The 14,657-nt window shown below is 37.1% G+C and carries 17 protein-coding genes and 1 other annotated feature; of the genes, 15 read left to right on the plus strand and 2 right to left on the minus strand.

The genetic code is table 11. The features are described 5' to 3' along the window. Nucleotides 1-3: 3 nt before the first annotated feature. From GA0061074_RS09170 to GA0061074_RS00240, 5 genes are all read left to right on the plus strand, one after another. Complete coding sequence (locus tag GA0061074_RS09170) at nucleotides 4-174, plus strand: hypothetical protein (protein WP_167550153.1); 171 nt, start codon at nucleotides 4-6, stop codon at nucleotides 172-174. A gap of 235 nt (nucleotides 175-409) precedes the next feature. Then, the gene (locus GA0061074_RS00225) at nucleotides 410-1,756 is read left to right on the plus strand and encodes an FAD-dependent oxidoreductase (protein ID WP_092461095.1); all 1,347 of its coding nucleotides are present in this window, start codon (nucleotides 410-412) and stop codon (nucleotides 1,754-1,756) included. A gap of 56 nt (nucleotides 1,757-1,812) precedes the next feature. Next, nucleotides 1,813-2,077: a binding site (T-box leader), on the plus strand. A 46-nt stretch (nucleotides 2,078-2,123) separates the two neighbouring features. Continuing rightward, entirely contained in the window at nucleotides 2,124-2,957 is an 834-nt protein-coding gene (locus GA0061074_RS00230; protein WP_240005844.1) for a MetQ/NlpA family ABC transporter substrate-binding protein, read from the plus strand. Between the two features lie 13 nt (nucleotides 2,958-2,970). After that, the gene (msrA, locus tag GA0061074_RS00235) at nucleotides 2,971-3,501 is read left to right on the plus strand and encodes a peptide-methionine (S)-S-oxide reductase MsrA (RefSeq protein WP_092461096.1); all 531 of its coding nucleotides are present in this window, start codon (nucleotides 2,971-2,973) and stop codon (nucleotides 3,499-3,501) included. 25 nt (nucleotides 3,502-3,526) lie between these two features. Further along, a complete protein-coding gene (locus tag GA0061074_RS00240; RefSeq protein WP_092461097.1) occupies nucleotides 3,527-4,465 on the plus strand; it encodes a diacylglycerol/lipid kinase family protein in 939 nt (312 codons plus the stop codon). A 71-nt stretch (nucleotides 4,466-4,536) separates the two neighbouring features. On the opposite strand, the gene rnjA is transcribed toward GA0061074_RS00240, so the two are convergent. Continuing rightward, nucleotides 4,537-6,216: a ribonuclease J1 gene (rnjA, locus tag GA0061074_RS00245; RefSeq protein ID WP_092461098.1), complete on the minus strand. Its 1,680-nt coding sequence runs from the start codon at nucleotides 6,214-6,216 to the stop codon at nucleotides 4,537-4,539. A 3-nt stretch (nucleotides 6,217-6,219) separates the two neighbouring features. Then, on the minus strand, nucleotides 6,220-6,432 hold the full coding sequence (locus tag GA0061074_RS00250) for a DNA-directed RNA polymerase subunit epsilon (RefSeq protein WP_092461099.1): 213 nt from the start codon (nucleotides 6,430-6,432) through the stop codon (nucleotides 6,220-6,222). Between the two features lie 314 nt (nucleotides 6,433-6,746). Between GA0061074_RS00250 and GA0061074_RS00255 the strand changes: the two genes are divergently transcribed. From GA0061074_RS00255 to GA0061074_RS00300, 10 genes are all read left to right on the plus strand, one after another. Next, complete coding sequence (locus GA0061074_RS00255) at nucleotides 6,747-7,229, plus strand: hypothetical protein (RefSeq protein WP_092461100.1); 483 nt, start codon at nucleotides 6,747-6,749, stop codon at nucleotides 7,227-7,229. 44 nt (nucleotides 7,230-7,273) lie between these two features. Then, nucleotides 7,274-7,864 carry a peptide deformylase gene (gene def, locus GA0061074_RS00260; protein ID WP_092461101.1) on the plus strand — a complete coding sequence of 197 codons (591 nt, stop codon included), beginning with the start codon at nucleotides 7,274-7,276 and terminating at the stop codon, nucleotides 7,862-7,864. Between the two features lie 6 nt (nucleotides 7,865-7,870). Continuing rightward, entirely contained in the window at nucleotides 7,871-8,158 is a 288-nt protein-coding gene (locus GA0061074_RS00265) for a UPF0223 family protein (protein ID WP_092461102.1), read from the plus strand. 3 nt (nucleotides 8,159-8,161) lie between these two features. Continuing rightward, nucleotides 8,162-8,947 (plus strand): inositol monophosphatase family protein, encoded by a 786-nt coding sequence (locus GA0061074_RS00270; RefSeq protein WP_092461103.1) that lies wholly within the window; start codon nucleotides 8,162-8,164, stop codon nucleotides 8,945-8,947. Between the two features lie 73 nt (nucleotides 8,948-9,020). Then, the gene (gene typA, locus GA0061074_RS00275; protein ID WP_092461104.1) at nucleotides 9,021-10,865 is read left to right on the plus strand and encodes a translational GTPase TypA; all 1,845 of its coding nucleotides are present in this window, start codon (nucleotides 9,021-9,023) and stop codon (nucleotides 10,863-10,865) included. A 158-nt stretch (nucleotides 10,866-11,023) separates the two neighbouring features. Continuing rightward, entirely contained in the window at nucleotides 11,024-12,247 is a 1,224-nt protein-coding gene (locus GA0061074_RS00280) for an FtsW/RodA/SpoVE family cell cycle protein (protein ID WP_092461105.1), read from the plus strand. Then, nucleotides 12,244-12,555, plus strand: a complete 312-nt coding sequence (locus GA0061074_RS00285; protein WP_092461106.1) for a YlbG family protein — start codon at nucleotides 12,244-12,246, stop codon at nucleotides 12,553-12,555. Before GA0061074_RS00280 ends, GA0061074_RS00285 begins: the two co-directional genes overlap by 4 nt. Beyond that, nucleotides 12,555-13,109 (plus strand): 16S rRNA (guanine(966)-N(2))-methyltransferase RsmD, encoded by a 555-nt coding sequence (gene rsmD / locus GA0061074_RS00290; protein ID WP_092461107.1) that lies wholly within the window; start codon nucleotides 12,555-12,557, stop codon nucleotides 13,107-13,109. The genes GA0061074_RS00285 and rsmD overlap by 1 nt, the downstream gene beginning before the upstream one ends. A gap of 4 nt (nucleotides 13,110-13,113) precedes the next feature. After that, nucleotides 13,114-13,590 (plus strand): pantetheine-phosphate adenylyltransferase, encoded by a 477-nt coding sequence (gene coaD, locus GA0061074_RS00295; protein WP_092461108.1) that lies wholly within the window; start codon nucleotides 13,114-13,116, stop codon nucleotides 13,588-13,590. Nucleotides 13,591-13,593: 3 nt separating this feature from the next. Beyond that, nucleotides 13,594-14,652, plus strand: a complete 1,059-nt coding sequence (locus tag GA0061074_RS00300; protein ID WP_092461109.1) for a SepM family pheromone-processing serine protease — start codon at nucleotides 13,594-13,596, stop codon at nucleotides 14,650-14,652. Nucleotides 14,653-14,657 lie beyond the last annotated feature (5 nt).

A 14,657-nucleotide genomic window follows, 5' to 3' on the forward strand; every position in this document is an offset into this window, starting at 1 on the left:
ATAATGTTAGCCGAAAAAATTGAAGATGCCTGTATCTACCTCGTTGTACTTACACTTGTTATTGCAATTGGTGCAACGGTGATGGCAGACAAATCGTTGTTCGCTCAAGTTATCATGGTCGTAGGGGCTATGACAGGATCAGTAATGGTCGTGAGGGAATGGCGAAACAATTAATAAGGTTTTAAAGTCATAAAGACTACTAGTAGTCTTTATGACTTTTTTATTTTATAATTGTGAATTTTCATTGACATTATTGTGAATTAATATACAATATAAGTGTGTTAAATAATTTTATTAGTTTGTAAAAGCTATTAAATGGGGAATAATAATCATTGTTATATTGTGAACAATAGTTTAATACACTTATGGAAATGATGGATAAGACTAGAAAGTATACGGGGAAAACTAAATGGTTAAAATTGCAGTAATTGGTAGTACACACGCAGGAACTTTCTCAGCAACACAAATTAAGCAACAAAATCCGGATGCCGAAATAACGGTTTATGAAAAAGGAACGACTGTTTCATTCCTATCATGTGGGATTGCTTTATGGTTAGGAAATAACATATCAGATGAACAACGTATGTTCTATGAAACACCAGAATCAATGGTTGAACAAGGCATTACAATGAAGATGCAGCATGAAGTTGTTGAAGCTAACTTGGTAACTAAAACTGTGCGAGTTAAAAATTTGTTAACGGCAGAGATGGCAACCGAGAGTTTTGATAAAATTGTCATTGCTACCGGTTCGAAGCCAGTGGTACCTGATATTAAAGGAATTGACAGTGAAAACATCTATATGATTAAATCATGGGAAGACGCTAAACGTATTAAGGCTGTATCTGATGATATTTCACGAGTAATTGTGATTGGTGCGGGTTATATCGGTGCCGAAGTGGCAGAGCAATATTCAGTTAATGGTAAAAAGGTAACTTTAATTGATGCGGCCGACCGTGTGCTACCAAATAACTTTAGTCCAATAATTACGGATCGTATAGCAGCAGCTTTCACTGAAAACAATGTCACGTTGGCTTTGTCACAGAGTGTTAATGGTTTTGAAGATTTACCAGATGGCGGTATTCGTGTAACAACAAGTAAAGGTAGTTATGACGCAGATATTGCAGTATTAGGAATAGGTTTCGTACCTAATACTGATTTATTTACTGACCAAGTTGAAATGTTGTCTAATGGTGCTATTGTTACAAATAAGTACATGGAAACTAGTGTGCCTGATGTTTTTGCTGCTGGAGATGCAACGACAGTCTTTTATAACCCAACTCAAGCTCATGATTATATTCCGTTAGCAACTAATGCGATTCGACAAGGTATGTTGGTAGGACGCAATATTAATGGTCATAATCTAGCTTATAATGGTACTCAGGCATCTTCTGCAGTTGAGTTATATGGTTATGCGATGTCATCAGCTGGATTGAATAAAGTTAGTGCACAATCACGTGATTTAGATGTTGTAGAAACAGTTTATGAAGAAGATTATCGACCTGATTTTATGTTATCAACCACGCCAGTGCTATCACTTCTTACTTGGGACAAGAAAACACGGCGCGTGTTAGGGGCAGCCTTTATGTCAAAGCATGACACGTCACAGGCAGCTAATGTGGTATCATTAGCTATTCAAAACCAAATGACGATTGATGATTTAGCAATGGCAGACTTTTTCTTCCAACCAAACTTTACGCAACCGATTAATTTTGTTGGTGCTGTTGCTCTTAAGGCAGTTAACGATAATATGGCATAAAAATGACGAAATCATTGACTTAAAAATAAGAATCGTCTAATATGAAGGGTATAATTTAAAACAAAGTGATCAGGAAAGTATATATTAATCTAAATTTTAGAGAACTACGGGTTGGTGGAACGTAGTATAAGGATGATGTAGAAAATGGCCTGTGATTGGGTATTATGAATGGCAAGATCATGAATAATACACGGGTTGGTCTTCGTTATTAGACACACGTGTAGGTACGGCATCATTTCGCCCGCTGCTTGCACGTTTGGAGTTTCTTTTAAGTAATTAATTGGAAAAAATAGAATGGTAACACGATAAGTCGTTTCTAGGTATATCCTAGGGACGGCTTTTTTTGTTGGGAAAGATGGGTGTTTTAATGAATAAATTTTTAATCGGTACAATCGGTTTGTTGGGAGCTACGACAATTGGGTCAACAATATTGACACAACAGGTTTCTGCGGACAGTAAGCCTAAAACAGTAACTGTTGGGCTAGTTGGTGACTCTGATCGCCAATTGTGGAATTATGTTAAAAAGGATGCTGCAAAAAAATATAATATTAATATCAAATTAAAGTTATTTACGGATTACGTTAAGCCAAATCAAGCATTAGTTGATAATTCAATTGATTTAAATGCAATGCAAACGATTGATTATTTTAATGAACAGAATAAGCATTTGGGTAATAAACTTGTTGCAATTGGTAAGACATATGTTACGCCAATTCGGATGTATTCCGAAAAGCATGATAGTCTAAAAGAACTCCCTAAGGGTGGAACTATCATTGTTCCAAATGATGGTTCAAATGAAAAAAGAGCACTGGATGTTTTAGAAGAAGCTAAATTGATTAAATACGATCATTCTAAGAAGGTGCCTGGCGTTGCAGACATCACACAAAACAAGAAGAATTTTAAGATTAAAGAAGTTAATTCTGAACAAACGGCGTCAGCACTAAAAGGGGTTGATGCAGGTGTTGTTAATACTAATTATGCTTTGGATGCCAAATTAGATATTGATAAGGCGCTTTACACAGAACCTGTTAATAAAGCTAATAAAGGGTACATTAACATTATTGTTGCTCGTAAGGATAAGCAAAACAAGAAGGTTTACAAGCAAGTCGTTAAAGCTTATCAGACTGAACAGACCAAGAAACATATGCACGATTTGTATGGTTCAGCTGAAAAAGCAGCATGGGATATTAAATTGAAATAGGAGATGAATTATTATGGCAGAAGAAACGGCAATATTTGCAGGCGGGTGCTTTTGGTGCATGGTTGAACCTTTTGAAACGTTACCTGGTATTTTAAAGGTACGCTCAGGTTATACAGGCGGTTTTAAAGATAATCCAACGTATGCTGAGGTGAAGGCGCATGAAACGGGCCATACTGAAGCAGTTAAAGTCTGGTTTGATAATGATGTTGTTAACTATAAAGATTTAGTAAATCTTTATTGGCAAACGGCTGATCCAACTGATGCTATGGGTCAATTTCAAGATCGTGGTGATAATTATCGACCTGTTATTTTTGTCAATTCAGATGAACAATTAGCGATTGCTGAAGAATCAAAACAACAATTAGTTGCATCAGGTATCTTTGGTGATGATCCAATTGTAACTAAGATTGAAAAAGCAGCAACTTTCTGGGATGCTGAGGAAGAGCACCAGCAGTTTTATCGTAAGCATGCGGATATTTATGCTGATGAAAAACAAGATAGAGATGCTTATAAAAAGAAGTATTGGGGTGCTGAAAGTAAATAATGGTTAATTGGAAAATTGTTGTCTCATGAAGTATAGATTTTTAGTAAATCCAGTTGCTGGTCAGGCACAAGAAAAATGGCGACTGTTAAAGAGATATTTAACTGAACAATCATTTGATTATAATGTTTGTTTCTCGAAAAAATCTGGGGATATTCAGCAATATTTAACTGAGAAGTATGAAGATGTAGCGCAACAAATTGTTATTATAATGGGTGGTGATGGGACACTACATGAAGCAATTAATGGCGTATTAAAAAATACTGAAGTTAAACGTCAAATACCGATTGCTTATATTTCTGCAGGGTCGGGAAATGACTTTGCCCGATTTTATAATTTATCCAATAATCCGGTAGTTGCGTTTAAACAGATTAATCAAAAAATTAAGCAACAACAATTTCGCTTGATTGATATTGGAAAATATGTCGATGAACGTACGAAACTAATAACTTACTTCGTGAATAACATGGGGATTGGTATTGATGCAATGACCGTTAACTTTGCTAACGTGTCGCAGACAAAACGTTTGTTAAATAAATTACACGTTGGTAATTGGAGTTATTTGTTAGCAGTATTTAAGAGCCTTGTTAAGCAAGACGCTTTTGATGTGATGATAACTACTCCTGATAAGCAACGTATTCATACACAAAAAGGTTATTTGGTGACAGTTGCTAATAATCCTTACTTTGGTGGTGGTGTTAAAATACTGCCAGGTGCGGATCCAACTGATGGCATATTAGATGTTATTGTTGTTGATAAACCAAAAAATATTTTTCGACTTATTTGGCTCTTGGGTGCTTTATTTCGTGGTAATCATTATCGATATCCGGAGGTTAATCACATCAAATCAGCACAAGTGATTTTGAAAACAAAAGCGCCTGAATACAGTCATCTAGACGGTGAATCTTTTCCTGCGCAATCCTATAATGCACAAATTCAGGTAACTAAATACCCATTAATTTTTTAAAAACATATAAAAAAGGCACCTTAGCTTAATCACAGTTTCTGTAACAAGCTAAGGTGCCTTTTTATTGTTTATTAAATCATGATAAACATTGGTAAAATCAATGGACGACGTTTTGTTTGTTCAAACAAGAAACGTTGTAATTGAGAAACAACTGCATTCCGAATGGTGTGCTCAGAAGCGTTTGTTTCATGCATTGCCGATAGGATAGCATGGAAAATAACTTTGCGACCTTCGTTGATTAATTCTTCAGATTCACGCATATAGATAAAACCACGTGAGAGAATGTCTGGTCCTGCAGTGATTTCTTTATTTTTTAAATCAATCGTTGCAACAACCACAACTAAGCCGTCTTCTGATAGCATTTGACGGTCGCGCAAAACAGCAGTACCAACGTCTCCAATACCATTACCGTCGACGTAAGTATCTTGTGCTGGAACGTGCCCAACCACATGAGCTTCTTCAGGTGAAACAGCTAAGACATCACCATTGTCTAAGACAAATGTGTTTTCTTCTGGAACACCAATATCGTGACCTAAGCCTTCGTGAACTTTAAGCATACGATATTCACCGTGAATAGGCATAAAGAACTTTGGCTTCATCAATGATAACATTAGTTTCTGTTCTTCTTGACCACCGTGACCAGAAGCGTGAATGTTATTAATCTTACCATGAATAACATTAGCGCCAGCTTCTTCAAGTTCATTAATAACACGGTTAACTGATTGTGTATTACCTGGGATAGGAGAACTTGAAAAAATGACGGTATCATTAGGTTGAATAGAAATTTGACGATGAGTTCCATTAGCAATACGAGCTAGCGCAGCCATCGGTTCACCTTGAGATCCCGTTGACATAATTAAGGTCTTCTCTGGTGGGAGACGATTAATTTCATGTGCATCTACAAGCATATCATCAGGAATGTCTAAGTATCCCAAAGCGCGACCGTTGTTAATGGCACTTTCCATTGAACGACCAAAGACGGCAATTTTGCGACCGTGTTCGATTGCTGCTTCAGTAGCCATTTGAATACGCGACATGTTTGACGCAAAGGTTGCAAAAATAATGCGACCATCTATTTCGTTAAATAACTTGTCAATGGTTTTACCAACCCAACGTTCAGACTTTGAAAATTCTGGACGTTCAGCGTTGGTTGAATCAGACATAAGTAGAAGGACGCCTTCTGAACCAATACGCGCCATTTTTTGTAGATTAGGCGGCTGCTTGGTCGTGGGCGTCAGATCGAACTTAAAGTCACCGGTTTCCACGATTGTTCCTGAGGGGGTGTGTACTGCAACACCGTAAGTATCAGGGATAGAGTGGGTTGTACGGAAGAATTCAACACTCATCTTGTCAAATTCTAGGACAGTATCTTCATTGATTTCATGAAGTTCTGTACTATTAAGAAGTCCATGTTCGTCCAACTTGTTTTTAATTAAAGCAATTGCAAGTGGACCGGCATAGACCGGCACGTTAACAGCATTTAGGAAAAAGTGAATTGCCCCAATGTGATCTTCGTGCCCGTGTGTAATAACAAGGGCCTTAATCTTGTCTTTATTTTCTTTGAGGTAAGAGTAATCTGGAATGACATAGTCAATTCCTAAAAGTTCATCTTCTGGAAATTTGACACCAGCATCAACAACGATGATTTCATCGCCATATTCAATACCGTACGTATTTTTCCCGATTTCTCCCAAACCACCCAAAGCATAAACTGCTGTTTCATCAGGCCGAATAGTAAAATCAGTCGTCATAGATTAAAACTCCGTTAGTTTAAAGTTTGGGCTTTGTTGCTCGTAAGCAAGAGCCTTTTCTGATAATTGCTCAATGTGTTCAACATTGTATTCCGTGTTTGATTCAACTGCTAAACGAGCTGCAGGTAAGTCAACGGCATCTAGATATAGAGAGTGTGTATTTTCACGCTCTGGACTTTGAAATGTATTAGGTTGATAGTAAACTTTAAAAATCATAATAATAAAGTATCTCCTTGTATTTTATTCCGAATTTTCGTATAGAGTAAGTTTAGCAGAAATTTGTGTTATCTGCTACTTAACTGTCAAGTGATGTTTATACTATTGTAAATATTTTATATATTTAATAGCAAGGCTAAATTAGGATGACAGGGAGAGTAAATGGTATAATGGTTAGTCTTAAAATTTAAATAGCTTTTATTATTAGCTTGAATTAATGTCTAAAAAACAGTTTGCTTCATCGTTTTTTGATTTGAATTCGGGTACACTAGATATAGTGAGTAGTTAAAATTTTTATATTAGTGGAGGATATCATGTGGTTTTTGTGGCTTATTTTAATTATTATGTGTATTGTAATTGCCGTAACTATCTACCGACGTTATGGTCGCCGCTTGACAGAACGTCAAATCATTACTTCACAACAAGTGGTTAATCATGCATTAACTTATGCATTGAAAGATTTAAAAGATGCTTTATATCTAGTCCCGGATAAGCAAATATCGTCAACTTTGGTTGCTAATGTTTGGGGACATGAAGTAATGGCGTTTGAATTTGTGTTGCCAGTATCTGATTTGCAAGAAGTTGTTGTAGTTAGACAAGCAATTAATAATGCACTAAGAGAATATGCTGAGAAAAATAATCTGCAAAGCGCGTCCGATTCTGATATGGCTTTGTTAGTAACTGATGTTTGGTATGATGCTCGAGTACCGGAATTGCATGTTGATATTGCACATGTGACAAACGAAGAAACAGCAGCATATATCAGAGACTTAAGGAAATTAAATCAACCAGTATAGAGTTTGGTATACTAAATATAAATAAAAAACAGGAGATTCTAAAGATGTATTTGATGAATGAAATTGTACGTGACGGTGATAAAGTATTGCGTGAACGCGCAACTAAAGTTGAGTTTCCTTTGTCTGATGAAGTAAAAGAAGTTTCAAAAAATATGATGGAATACCTAGTCATCAGCCAAGATGAAAAGGAAAATGAAAAGTATGGGTTGCGTCCAGGTGTTGGTTTGGCTGCACCGCAAGTTGGTGTATCACAACAATTTGCATCTATTTTAATTCCAACTGATGATGTTGAAGAATTACAAGAAAAGGCTGACCATAATGATGGTAAATACTACTTTAAAGGTACAATCTACAATCCAGTTATTACACGTCAATCAGTAAAGCAGGGGGCATTATCTATGGGTGAAGGTTGCCTTTCTGTTGATGAAGACTTACCTGGATACGTTAATCGTTCATACCGAATTACAGTAAAGTTCCAAGATGAGCAAGGGGAACAACAAGAACTACGTTTGTCAGGTTATCCAGCAATTGTGTTCCAACATGAAATTGATCATCTTCGTGGTGGATTGTATTATGATCACATTAATCAAAAAGATCCATGGGCTCAAACGGATAATACACGTTACTTGGGGTAATTTGATATGACACAATCAGATAAAAATTTTGCCTATCCAATTTTACCAGGATGGAATAAAGCAGATATTATCGCAGCTAGTAAATTGTACTCAGCAATTTCAAATGCGTATGAAACTGGTATTGGTCGTCAAGAACTACTAGATGCATATACAGATTTTAAAAAGGTCGTTCCTAGTAAAAGTGAAGAAAAACAAATAGGTCGAGAATTTGAAAAGGATTCCGGCTACAGCATTTATCAAACGATGAAAGTTGCTCGTCAAACCACTAGTCAGCGTATTAAAATGGAGGACTAGCGTATGGATCAAACACAATTACAGAAGTTAGATACGACAGTGTTAAAATGGTTGGATCAAATTCATCATTTGGTTTCACAACGTGTCCAGCAACGCATGCAAATTGATACAAAGTCTAGTCGACGAGATTTAGTAACAAATGTCGATCGTGAGGTCGAACAATATTACGTGCAACATATTCGTAATTTTGATCCAGAGGCTAAAATTTTAGGCGAAGAAGGTTTTGGGGATGCTGTTAAATCAATGAAGGGGCGTATCTGGTTTGTTGACCCCATTGATGGCACAATGAATTTTGTTAAACAACAGGCTGAATTTGCCACGATGGTTGCCTTATATGAGGATGGTGAACCATTGATGGCATGGATTATGGATATTACACAACATGATGTTGTTCATGGTGGACCTGATTATGGTGTTTATCATAATGATGAAAAATTAAAGTTGTCTGATGATATTGGCTTAGCAGATGGTTTAGTTGCATTATCAGGTGCACGTCTATTATATGAAGAACCAGGTTTCCCACAAATAGCCAAAGCAGCAATTGGTTACCGTGTTTACGGATCAGCTGGTATTTCGTATTTGCATGTTTTAACAGGGAAAGCGGTTGCTTATTTAAGTCGGATGCGGCCCTGGGATTTTGCAGCTGGAGTGGCTTTAGCAAAATCTTTGGGATTGCGTGTCGGAACAATTGACGAGCAACCTGTAAATATGTTAGTATCAGGTTCAGTACTTGTCGCGACAGACAAAGCATATGCAGACATTATGGCGCTTTTGGGAAAAAAGGGGTAGTGTTGTTATTATAATTTATGTTTGTTACACCGGTTAAGAAAAAAGTGACGTATTCGTCAAGGAGAAGAAGATTTTGGCAAAACGCGAAAATATCCGAAATATTGCAATTATTGCCCACGTCGATCACGGAAAGACCACGTTGGTTAATGAATTGTTGAAGCAATCTGATACGCTAGATTTACGTACAGAGTTAAGTGATCGAGCAATGGATACTAACGATCTTGAAAAAGAGCGTGGTATTACCATCTTATCAAAGAACACAGCCGTTAAGGTTGGTGATAAGCAAATCAATATCATGGACACACCAGGACACGCGGACTTCGGTGGTGAAGTTGAACGTATCATGGGTATGGTTGATGGTGTTTTGCTTGTTGTTGACGCCTTTGAAGGTACAATGCCTCAAACTCGTTTCGTGTTGAAGAAGGCCTTTGAGCAAAACTTGACACCAATCGTAGTTGTTAATAAGGTTGATCGTCCTGGTGCACGTCCATCTGAAGTTGTTGATGAAGTTTTGGACTTGTTTATTGAGCTAGGTGCTGATGAAGAACAATTGGACTTCCCGGTTGTTTATGCTTCAGCTATGAACGGAACATCATCATACGATCCAGATGTTGCTTCTCAAGAGCACACTATGACACCAATCTTTGATACTGTTTTCAAGACTATTCCAGCACCAGAAGATACTTCAGCAGAACCATTGCAATTCCAAGTATCACTTTTGGATTACAACGATTTCGTTGGTCGTATCGGAATTGGTCGTGTCTTCAATGGTAAGATCAAAGTTGGTGATTCAGTCGCTGTTATGAAGGCTGATGGTTCAACTCCTAATTTCCGTGTTACAAAGCTATTTGGTTACATTGGTTTGGATCGTATCGAAATTGATGAAGCACAAGCTGGTGATTTGATTGCCGTTTCAGGTATGGATGATATTTCAGTTGGAGAAACTGTTGTTGATCCTGCACATCCTGAAGCACTACCATTGCTACACATTGATGAGCCTACTTTGCAAATGACTTTCCGTACAAATGATTCACCATTTGCTGGACGTGAAGGTAAGTTTGTTACTGCTCGTCAAATTGAAGATCGTTTGAACCGTGAGTTACATACTGACGTTTCATTGCGTGTTGACCCAACTGATGAAGCTGGTGCATGGCTAGTTTCTGGTCGTGGTGAGTTGCACTTGTCAATTTTGATTGAAAACTTACGTCGTGAAGGCTTTGAATTACAAGTTTCACGTCCACAAGTTATTATTAAAGATATTGACGGCGTTCAATCAGAACCGTTTGAAGCTGTGCAAGTCGATACTCCAGATGAATACTCAGGGGCAGTTATTGAATCATTGAACCTACGTAAGGGTGAAATGCGTAACATGGAACCAACTGGTACTGGAACAACACGTATGGACTTCCTTGTACCATCACGTGGTTTGATTGGTTACTCAACTGAATTTATGTCATTAACTCGTGGTTATGGTATCTACAACCACACATTTGAGACATACGCACCAGTTGTTAAGAACTGGAATCCTGGTCGTCGTAATGGAACGCTTGTTTCAATTAACCAAGGTCAAGCAACTACTTATGCTATCATGGGTGTTGAAGATCGTGGAACAATGTTTATCCATCCAGGTGATGATATTTATGAAGGTATGGTTGTTGGTATGAATAGTCGTGACAATGACATTTCTGTCAATGTTACAAAGGCTAAGAACCAAACTAACGTTCGTTCATCAAACAAGGACCAAACTGCTTCTATCAAGACGCCACGTGATATGACGCTTGAAGAATCATTGGAATTCTTGGATGATGATGAGTACGCCGAAGTAACACCTGAAAACGTTCGTATCCGTAAGCAAATTTTGGTTACGAGTGAACGTGAGAAGGCTGCTAAACGTCGTAAGATGTCACAACAAGGCTAATTCAAAACAAATAATTAAAAAGTTGTTGTCCATAGATATACGGGCAACAACTTTTTCTTTTGTATCATAAAATATGTTATTTGTTAATGATAAAGGTAGCTAGGCTGTTAGATGTGATAAAATGGAAAAAGCTATTTATAAAAGAGGAGCTTATTAATATGGAAGCAACAAAAACCCATTCGCCTAAAAATGGGGAAAATAAAACTAGCCTGATTAACCGAATAAAAAATAGGTTGCGCTATTTAGATTTGTGGTTGCTTATTCCTATTATTGCAATCATGATTTTTGGTGATGCTATGGTTTATACGGCAAGTACCAACATGGCTACAGGATCGGCACTTAGTTTTTTGAAAAAACAGGCAACATTTGGCGTATTAAGTTTGACGGCCATGCTGTTTATCTTTATTTTTAAAATTAAATGGGAATCTAGATTTATCAATCGCGTGGTGCTAGCTGCTAATGTTACGGTTTTGGTTGTAATGGTTATTACGTTATTGGTAGGACCGGTTACTTCTGGTGCAAAGGGGTGGATTTATATTGGTTCTTTTGGAATACAGCCATTGGAGTATTTTAAAATTAGTATGATTCTATATGTTGCCCATCGTTTTGCTAGGAAAATGCCTCAAAAAAATGTGTTGTTTCCAAAGATTAAAATATGGGATCTTATGATTCCGGTTGTGGGAATATTGTTGACCATGCGCATGCCCGATTTTGGTGGTGCTATCATTTTAATTCTGATATTGTTGTTTATGGTGGTAACATCCGGTGTCAGAAAAGGAACCTTCGTAGGCTTGGTTACAATGATACTAATTATGTATGTAGCAATTCCATTTTTATTACCTGTTTTAGCAAAGTTGCCATTTTTTCATTACCAATTAGCAAGATTTGAAGCATATGTTAATCCCTGGTTGGCTGGAGATTCGGGACATCAATTAATTAATTCTTATTATGCAATTAGTAATGGTGGTTTGTTTGGTCGCGGACTAGGAAACAGTATTCAAAAAACGGGTTATCTACCTGAGCCTAATACTGATTTTATCATGGCGATTGTTGGTGAGGAGTTAGGTGCAATTACGATTTGGCTTGTGTTGGCTGTGTTTGCCATTATTATTTGGCGCCTGATTGTAATGGGTGTTCGGGCCCGTTTGATGCACCAGAGACTTATTTTATATGGTATTGCAACTTATATTGTTGTTCAAATTTTTATTAACTTAGGTGGTGTTGTAGGTGCCTTGCCAATTACGGGTGTGACATTCCCAATGATTTCATATGGTGGTTCTTCATTGCTATCATGGGGCTTAACATTTGGTGTTGCACTAAATGTTATTGGTCAAATTAAAGCAGATACAAAGCATCATACACCTAGAAAGGAAAACGCATGACATTTAAGATTCAACCAAGGCGAAGCGTTATTGTTTATTTAAAAAACGTGCGCCAAGCTCGTCAGTTACGCCGCTTTGGTGTCGTTAATTATATTTCGGAAAAAATGAAATATGCTGTAATTTATATGAATGAAGAAGATATTGAAACTAAAAAGAAATTAATTGAAAGATTGGGCTTCGTTTCTTCAGTCAGCGTTTCTCACTGGCCAGAAGTTGATACAACTGTTGGTGGTGAAGGTGATCTGTTTGAACTAACAATTGATCCAAATGAATTAGCTGATGAGCCTATAGATGAAGAGGAATTATAATGCGAATTGTAAGTGGTGATTTTGGTGGTCGTCCATTGAAGGCTGTACCTGGTACTGCTACACGACCAACAACCGATAAAGTAAAAGAAGCGTTGTTTAATATAATTGGACCTTATTTTGATGGTGGTCGGTCGTTAGACTTATATGCTGGATCTGGTGGCTTAAGTATTGAGGGAGTATCTCGAGGTATTTCTGAGGCTGTTTTAGTCGATCGGCAATACGCAGCAATCAAAACAATCAAAGAAAACATTGCTATTACAAAACATGCCGAACAATTCAAAATTATTAAAAGTACAGCGGAAACAGCTATTCAACGTTTGAAAGGTGGGTTGCCCTTCGACGTGCTATATTTTGATCCACCATATGCTAAACAAACAATTGTCAAAGATATAGAGGCATTACAAGCAGCTAAACTTATTAATGATGATGCCTTAGTTATTGCGGAAACTGATCAATTTGCTGATTTACCAGAAAATTTACCTGGATTTGAATTGATTAAGCAAAAAGATTACGGTATTACTGTCATAACGGTATACCGTTATGTAAAGGAGTGAGACGATGGTTAAAGCATTATTTCCAGGGAGTTTTGATCCATTTACAAATGGTCATCTAGATATGGTAGTACGTGCTGCACAGTTGTTTGATGAGGTCATTATTGGTGTGGGTACTAATTTAAGTAAAAACTACTTATTTGATGCCAATGAAAAAATTACCTTGATCAAACGAGCAACTGATAATTTACCAAATGTAAAAGTTGTTGAAATGAGTGGTTTAACTGTATCATTTATGCATGAAATTAATGCCAACGTTTTAGTGCGTGGAATTCGCAATGAAAAAGATTATCTGTATGAACGTGATATTGCACAAATGAATTCAGATTTAGATTCAGCTGAGACAATCTTTTTATTGGCGAAACCCGAGCATCAATTTATTTCAAGTTCTTTGTTAAAGGAAATTGCAAGTACTGGTACTGATATTTCAAAATATGTACCTGATGATGTGTATGAAGCATTAGTGAAAAAATTAGGTAAATAATATATGGCAGAAACGAAAAACAAGCAAAAAAAGAAACGCTTAAAAATAATTGGTTTAGTTAGTCTTATTATCATCTTAATTGGGTTATTTGTTCCCTTGCCACTATACTCAGAGACACCGGGTGAAGCAGATGACTTAAAGTCGTACATTAAGGTTGATGGTAAAAAGCCTAAAGTTGATGGTCAGTACATGATTACGGCCGTGTATTTATCGCAAGTTAATGGGCTAGGCGCAATTATTGCTGCAGTAAATCCAACTGCCTCTCTGATGACTAGTCGCGAAGCTAATGGTGGATCTAGTGCAACAGATAGTAAAGAAATTAACCGTGTCTACATGGATTCAGCATTAAATGAAGCTAAAGTTAATGCGTATAAAGCAGCTAAAGTACCTTACAAGCGGACCTTTAATGGTATCTATGTGATGTCAGTTCAAGATAACTCGAATTTTAAAAACCATCTAAAAGTTGGTGACACAGTTACAGCTGTTGATAATAAGAAATTTACTTCTGCACAAGGCTTTCAAAAGTATATTCGTGCGCGCAAGGTGGGTACTAAGTTAACGATTACATATAAACACCAAAAGCAAGTTAAAGAGGCAACTGGTAAGTCGGTGGCTCTTGATGGTACTAAAAAGTTACCTGGTATGGGTATTAGTTTAACTGATTCTGTTTCTGTCTCATCACCACGTAAGATTAGTGCCGATATGGGTGAGATTGGTGGACCATCTGGTGGTTTGATGTTTGCGCTAGAAATGTATGATAGTTTATCAAATGAGAATTTGGCGAATGGTCGTAAAATAGCTGGTACAGGTACCATTGATAAAACAGGACGTGTTGGTGAAATTGGTGGTATTGATAAAAAGGTGATTGTTGCTCATGAATCCGGTGCTAAGATTTTCTTTGCACCGTACATTAAACCAACAAAGCAAAATCTGAAATATGAAGTTGATGGCCAAACTAATTATCAGCAAGCTGTCAAGACGGCTAAGAAATATGCACCTGGTATGAAAATCGTACCTGTTAAGACATTTAACGATGCAGTCACGTATTTGCGTCATAATTAAGGTAT

The sequence above is a fragment of the Weissella bombi genome (genome assembly GCF_900094835.1).
Lineage (GTDB): Bacteria > Bacillota > Bacilli > Lactobacillales > Lactobacillaceae > Weissella > Weissella bombi.

Bases quoted from the DNA above. Each gene is read 5' to 3' on its own strand.
- GA0061074_RS00255 (WP_092461100.1), top strand. From the start codon at position 6,747: ATGTGGTTTTTGTGGCTTATTTTAATTATTATGTGTATTGTAATTGCC.
- msrA (WP_092461096.1), top strand. From the start codon at position 2,971: ATGGCAGAAGAAACGGCAATATTTGCAGGCGGGTGCTTTTGGTGCATG.
- GA0061074_RS00225 (WP_092461095.1), top strand. From the start codon at position 410: ATGGTTAAAATTGCAGTAATTGGTAGTACACACGCAGGAACTTTCTCA.
- GA0061074_RS00250 (WP_092461099.1), bottom strand. From the start codon at position 6,432: ATGATTTTTAAAGTTTACTATCAACCTAATACATTTCAAAGTCCAGAG.
- rnjA (WP_092461098.1), bottom strand. From the start codon at position 6,216: ATGACGACTGATTTTACTATTCGGCCTGATGAAACAGCAGTTTATGCT.
- GA0061074_RS09170 (WP_167550153.1), top strand. From the start codon at position 4: ATGTTAGCCGAAAAAATTGAAGATGCCTGTATCTACCTCGTTGTACTT.
- GA0061074_RS00300 (WP_092461109.1), top strand. From the start codon at position 13,594: ATGGCAGAAACGAAAAACAAGCAAAAAAAGAAACGCTTAAAAATAATT.
- GA0061074_RS00280 (WP_092461105.1), top strand. From the start codon at position 11,024: ATGGAAGCAACAAAAACCCATTCGCCTAAAAATGGGGAAAATAAAACT.
- GA0061074_RS00265 (WP_092461102.1), top strand. From the start codon at position 7,871: ATGACACAATCAGATAAAAATTTTGCCTATCCAATTTTACCAGGATGG.
- GA0061074_RS00230 (WP_240005844.1), top strand. From the start codon at position 2,124: ATGAATAAATTTTTAATCGGTACAATCGGTTTGTTGGGAGCTACGACA.
- rsmD (WP_092461107.1), top strand. From the start codon at position 12,555: ATGCGAATTGTAAGTGGTGATTTTGGTGGTCGTCCATTGAAGGCTGTA.
- def (WP_092461101.1), top strand. From the start codon at position 7,274: ATGTATTTGATGAATGAAATTGTACGTGACGGTGATAAAGTATTGCGT.
- GA0061074_RS00240 (WP_092461097.1), top strand. From the start codon at position 3,527: ATGAAGTATAGATTTTTAGTAAATCCAGTTGCTGGTCAGGCACAAGAA.
- GA0061074_RS00285 (WP_092461106.1), top strand. From the start codon at position 12,244: ATGACATTTAAGATTCAACCAAGGCGAAGCGTTATTGTTTATTTAAAA.
- coaD (WP_092461108.1), top strand. From the start codon at position 13,114: ATGGTTAAAGCATTATTTCCAGGGAGTTTTGATCCATTTACAAATGGT.
- GA0061074_RS00270 (WP_092461103.1), top strand. From the start codon at position 8,162: ATGGATCAAACACAATTACAGAAGTTAGATACGACAGTGTTAAAATGG.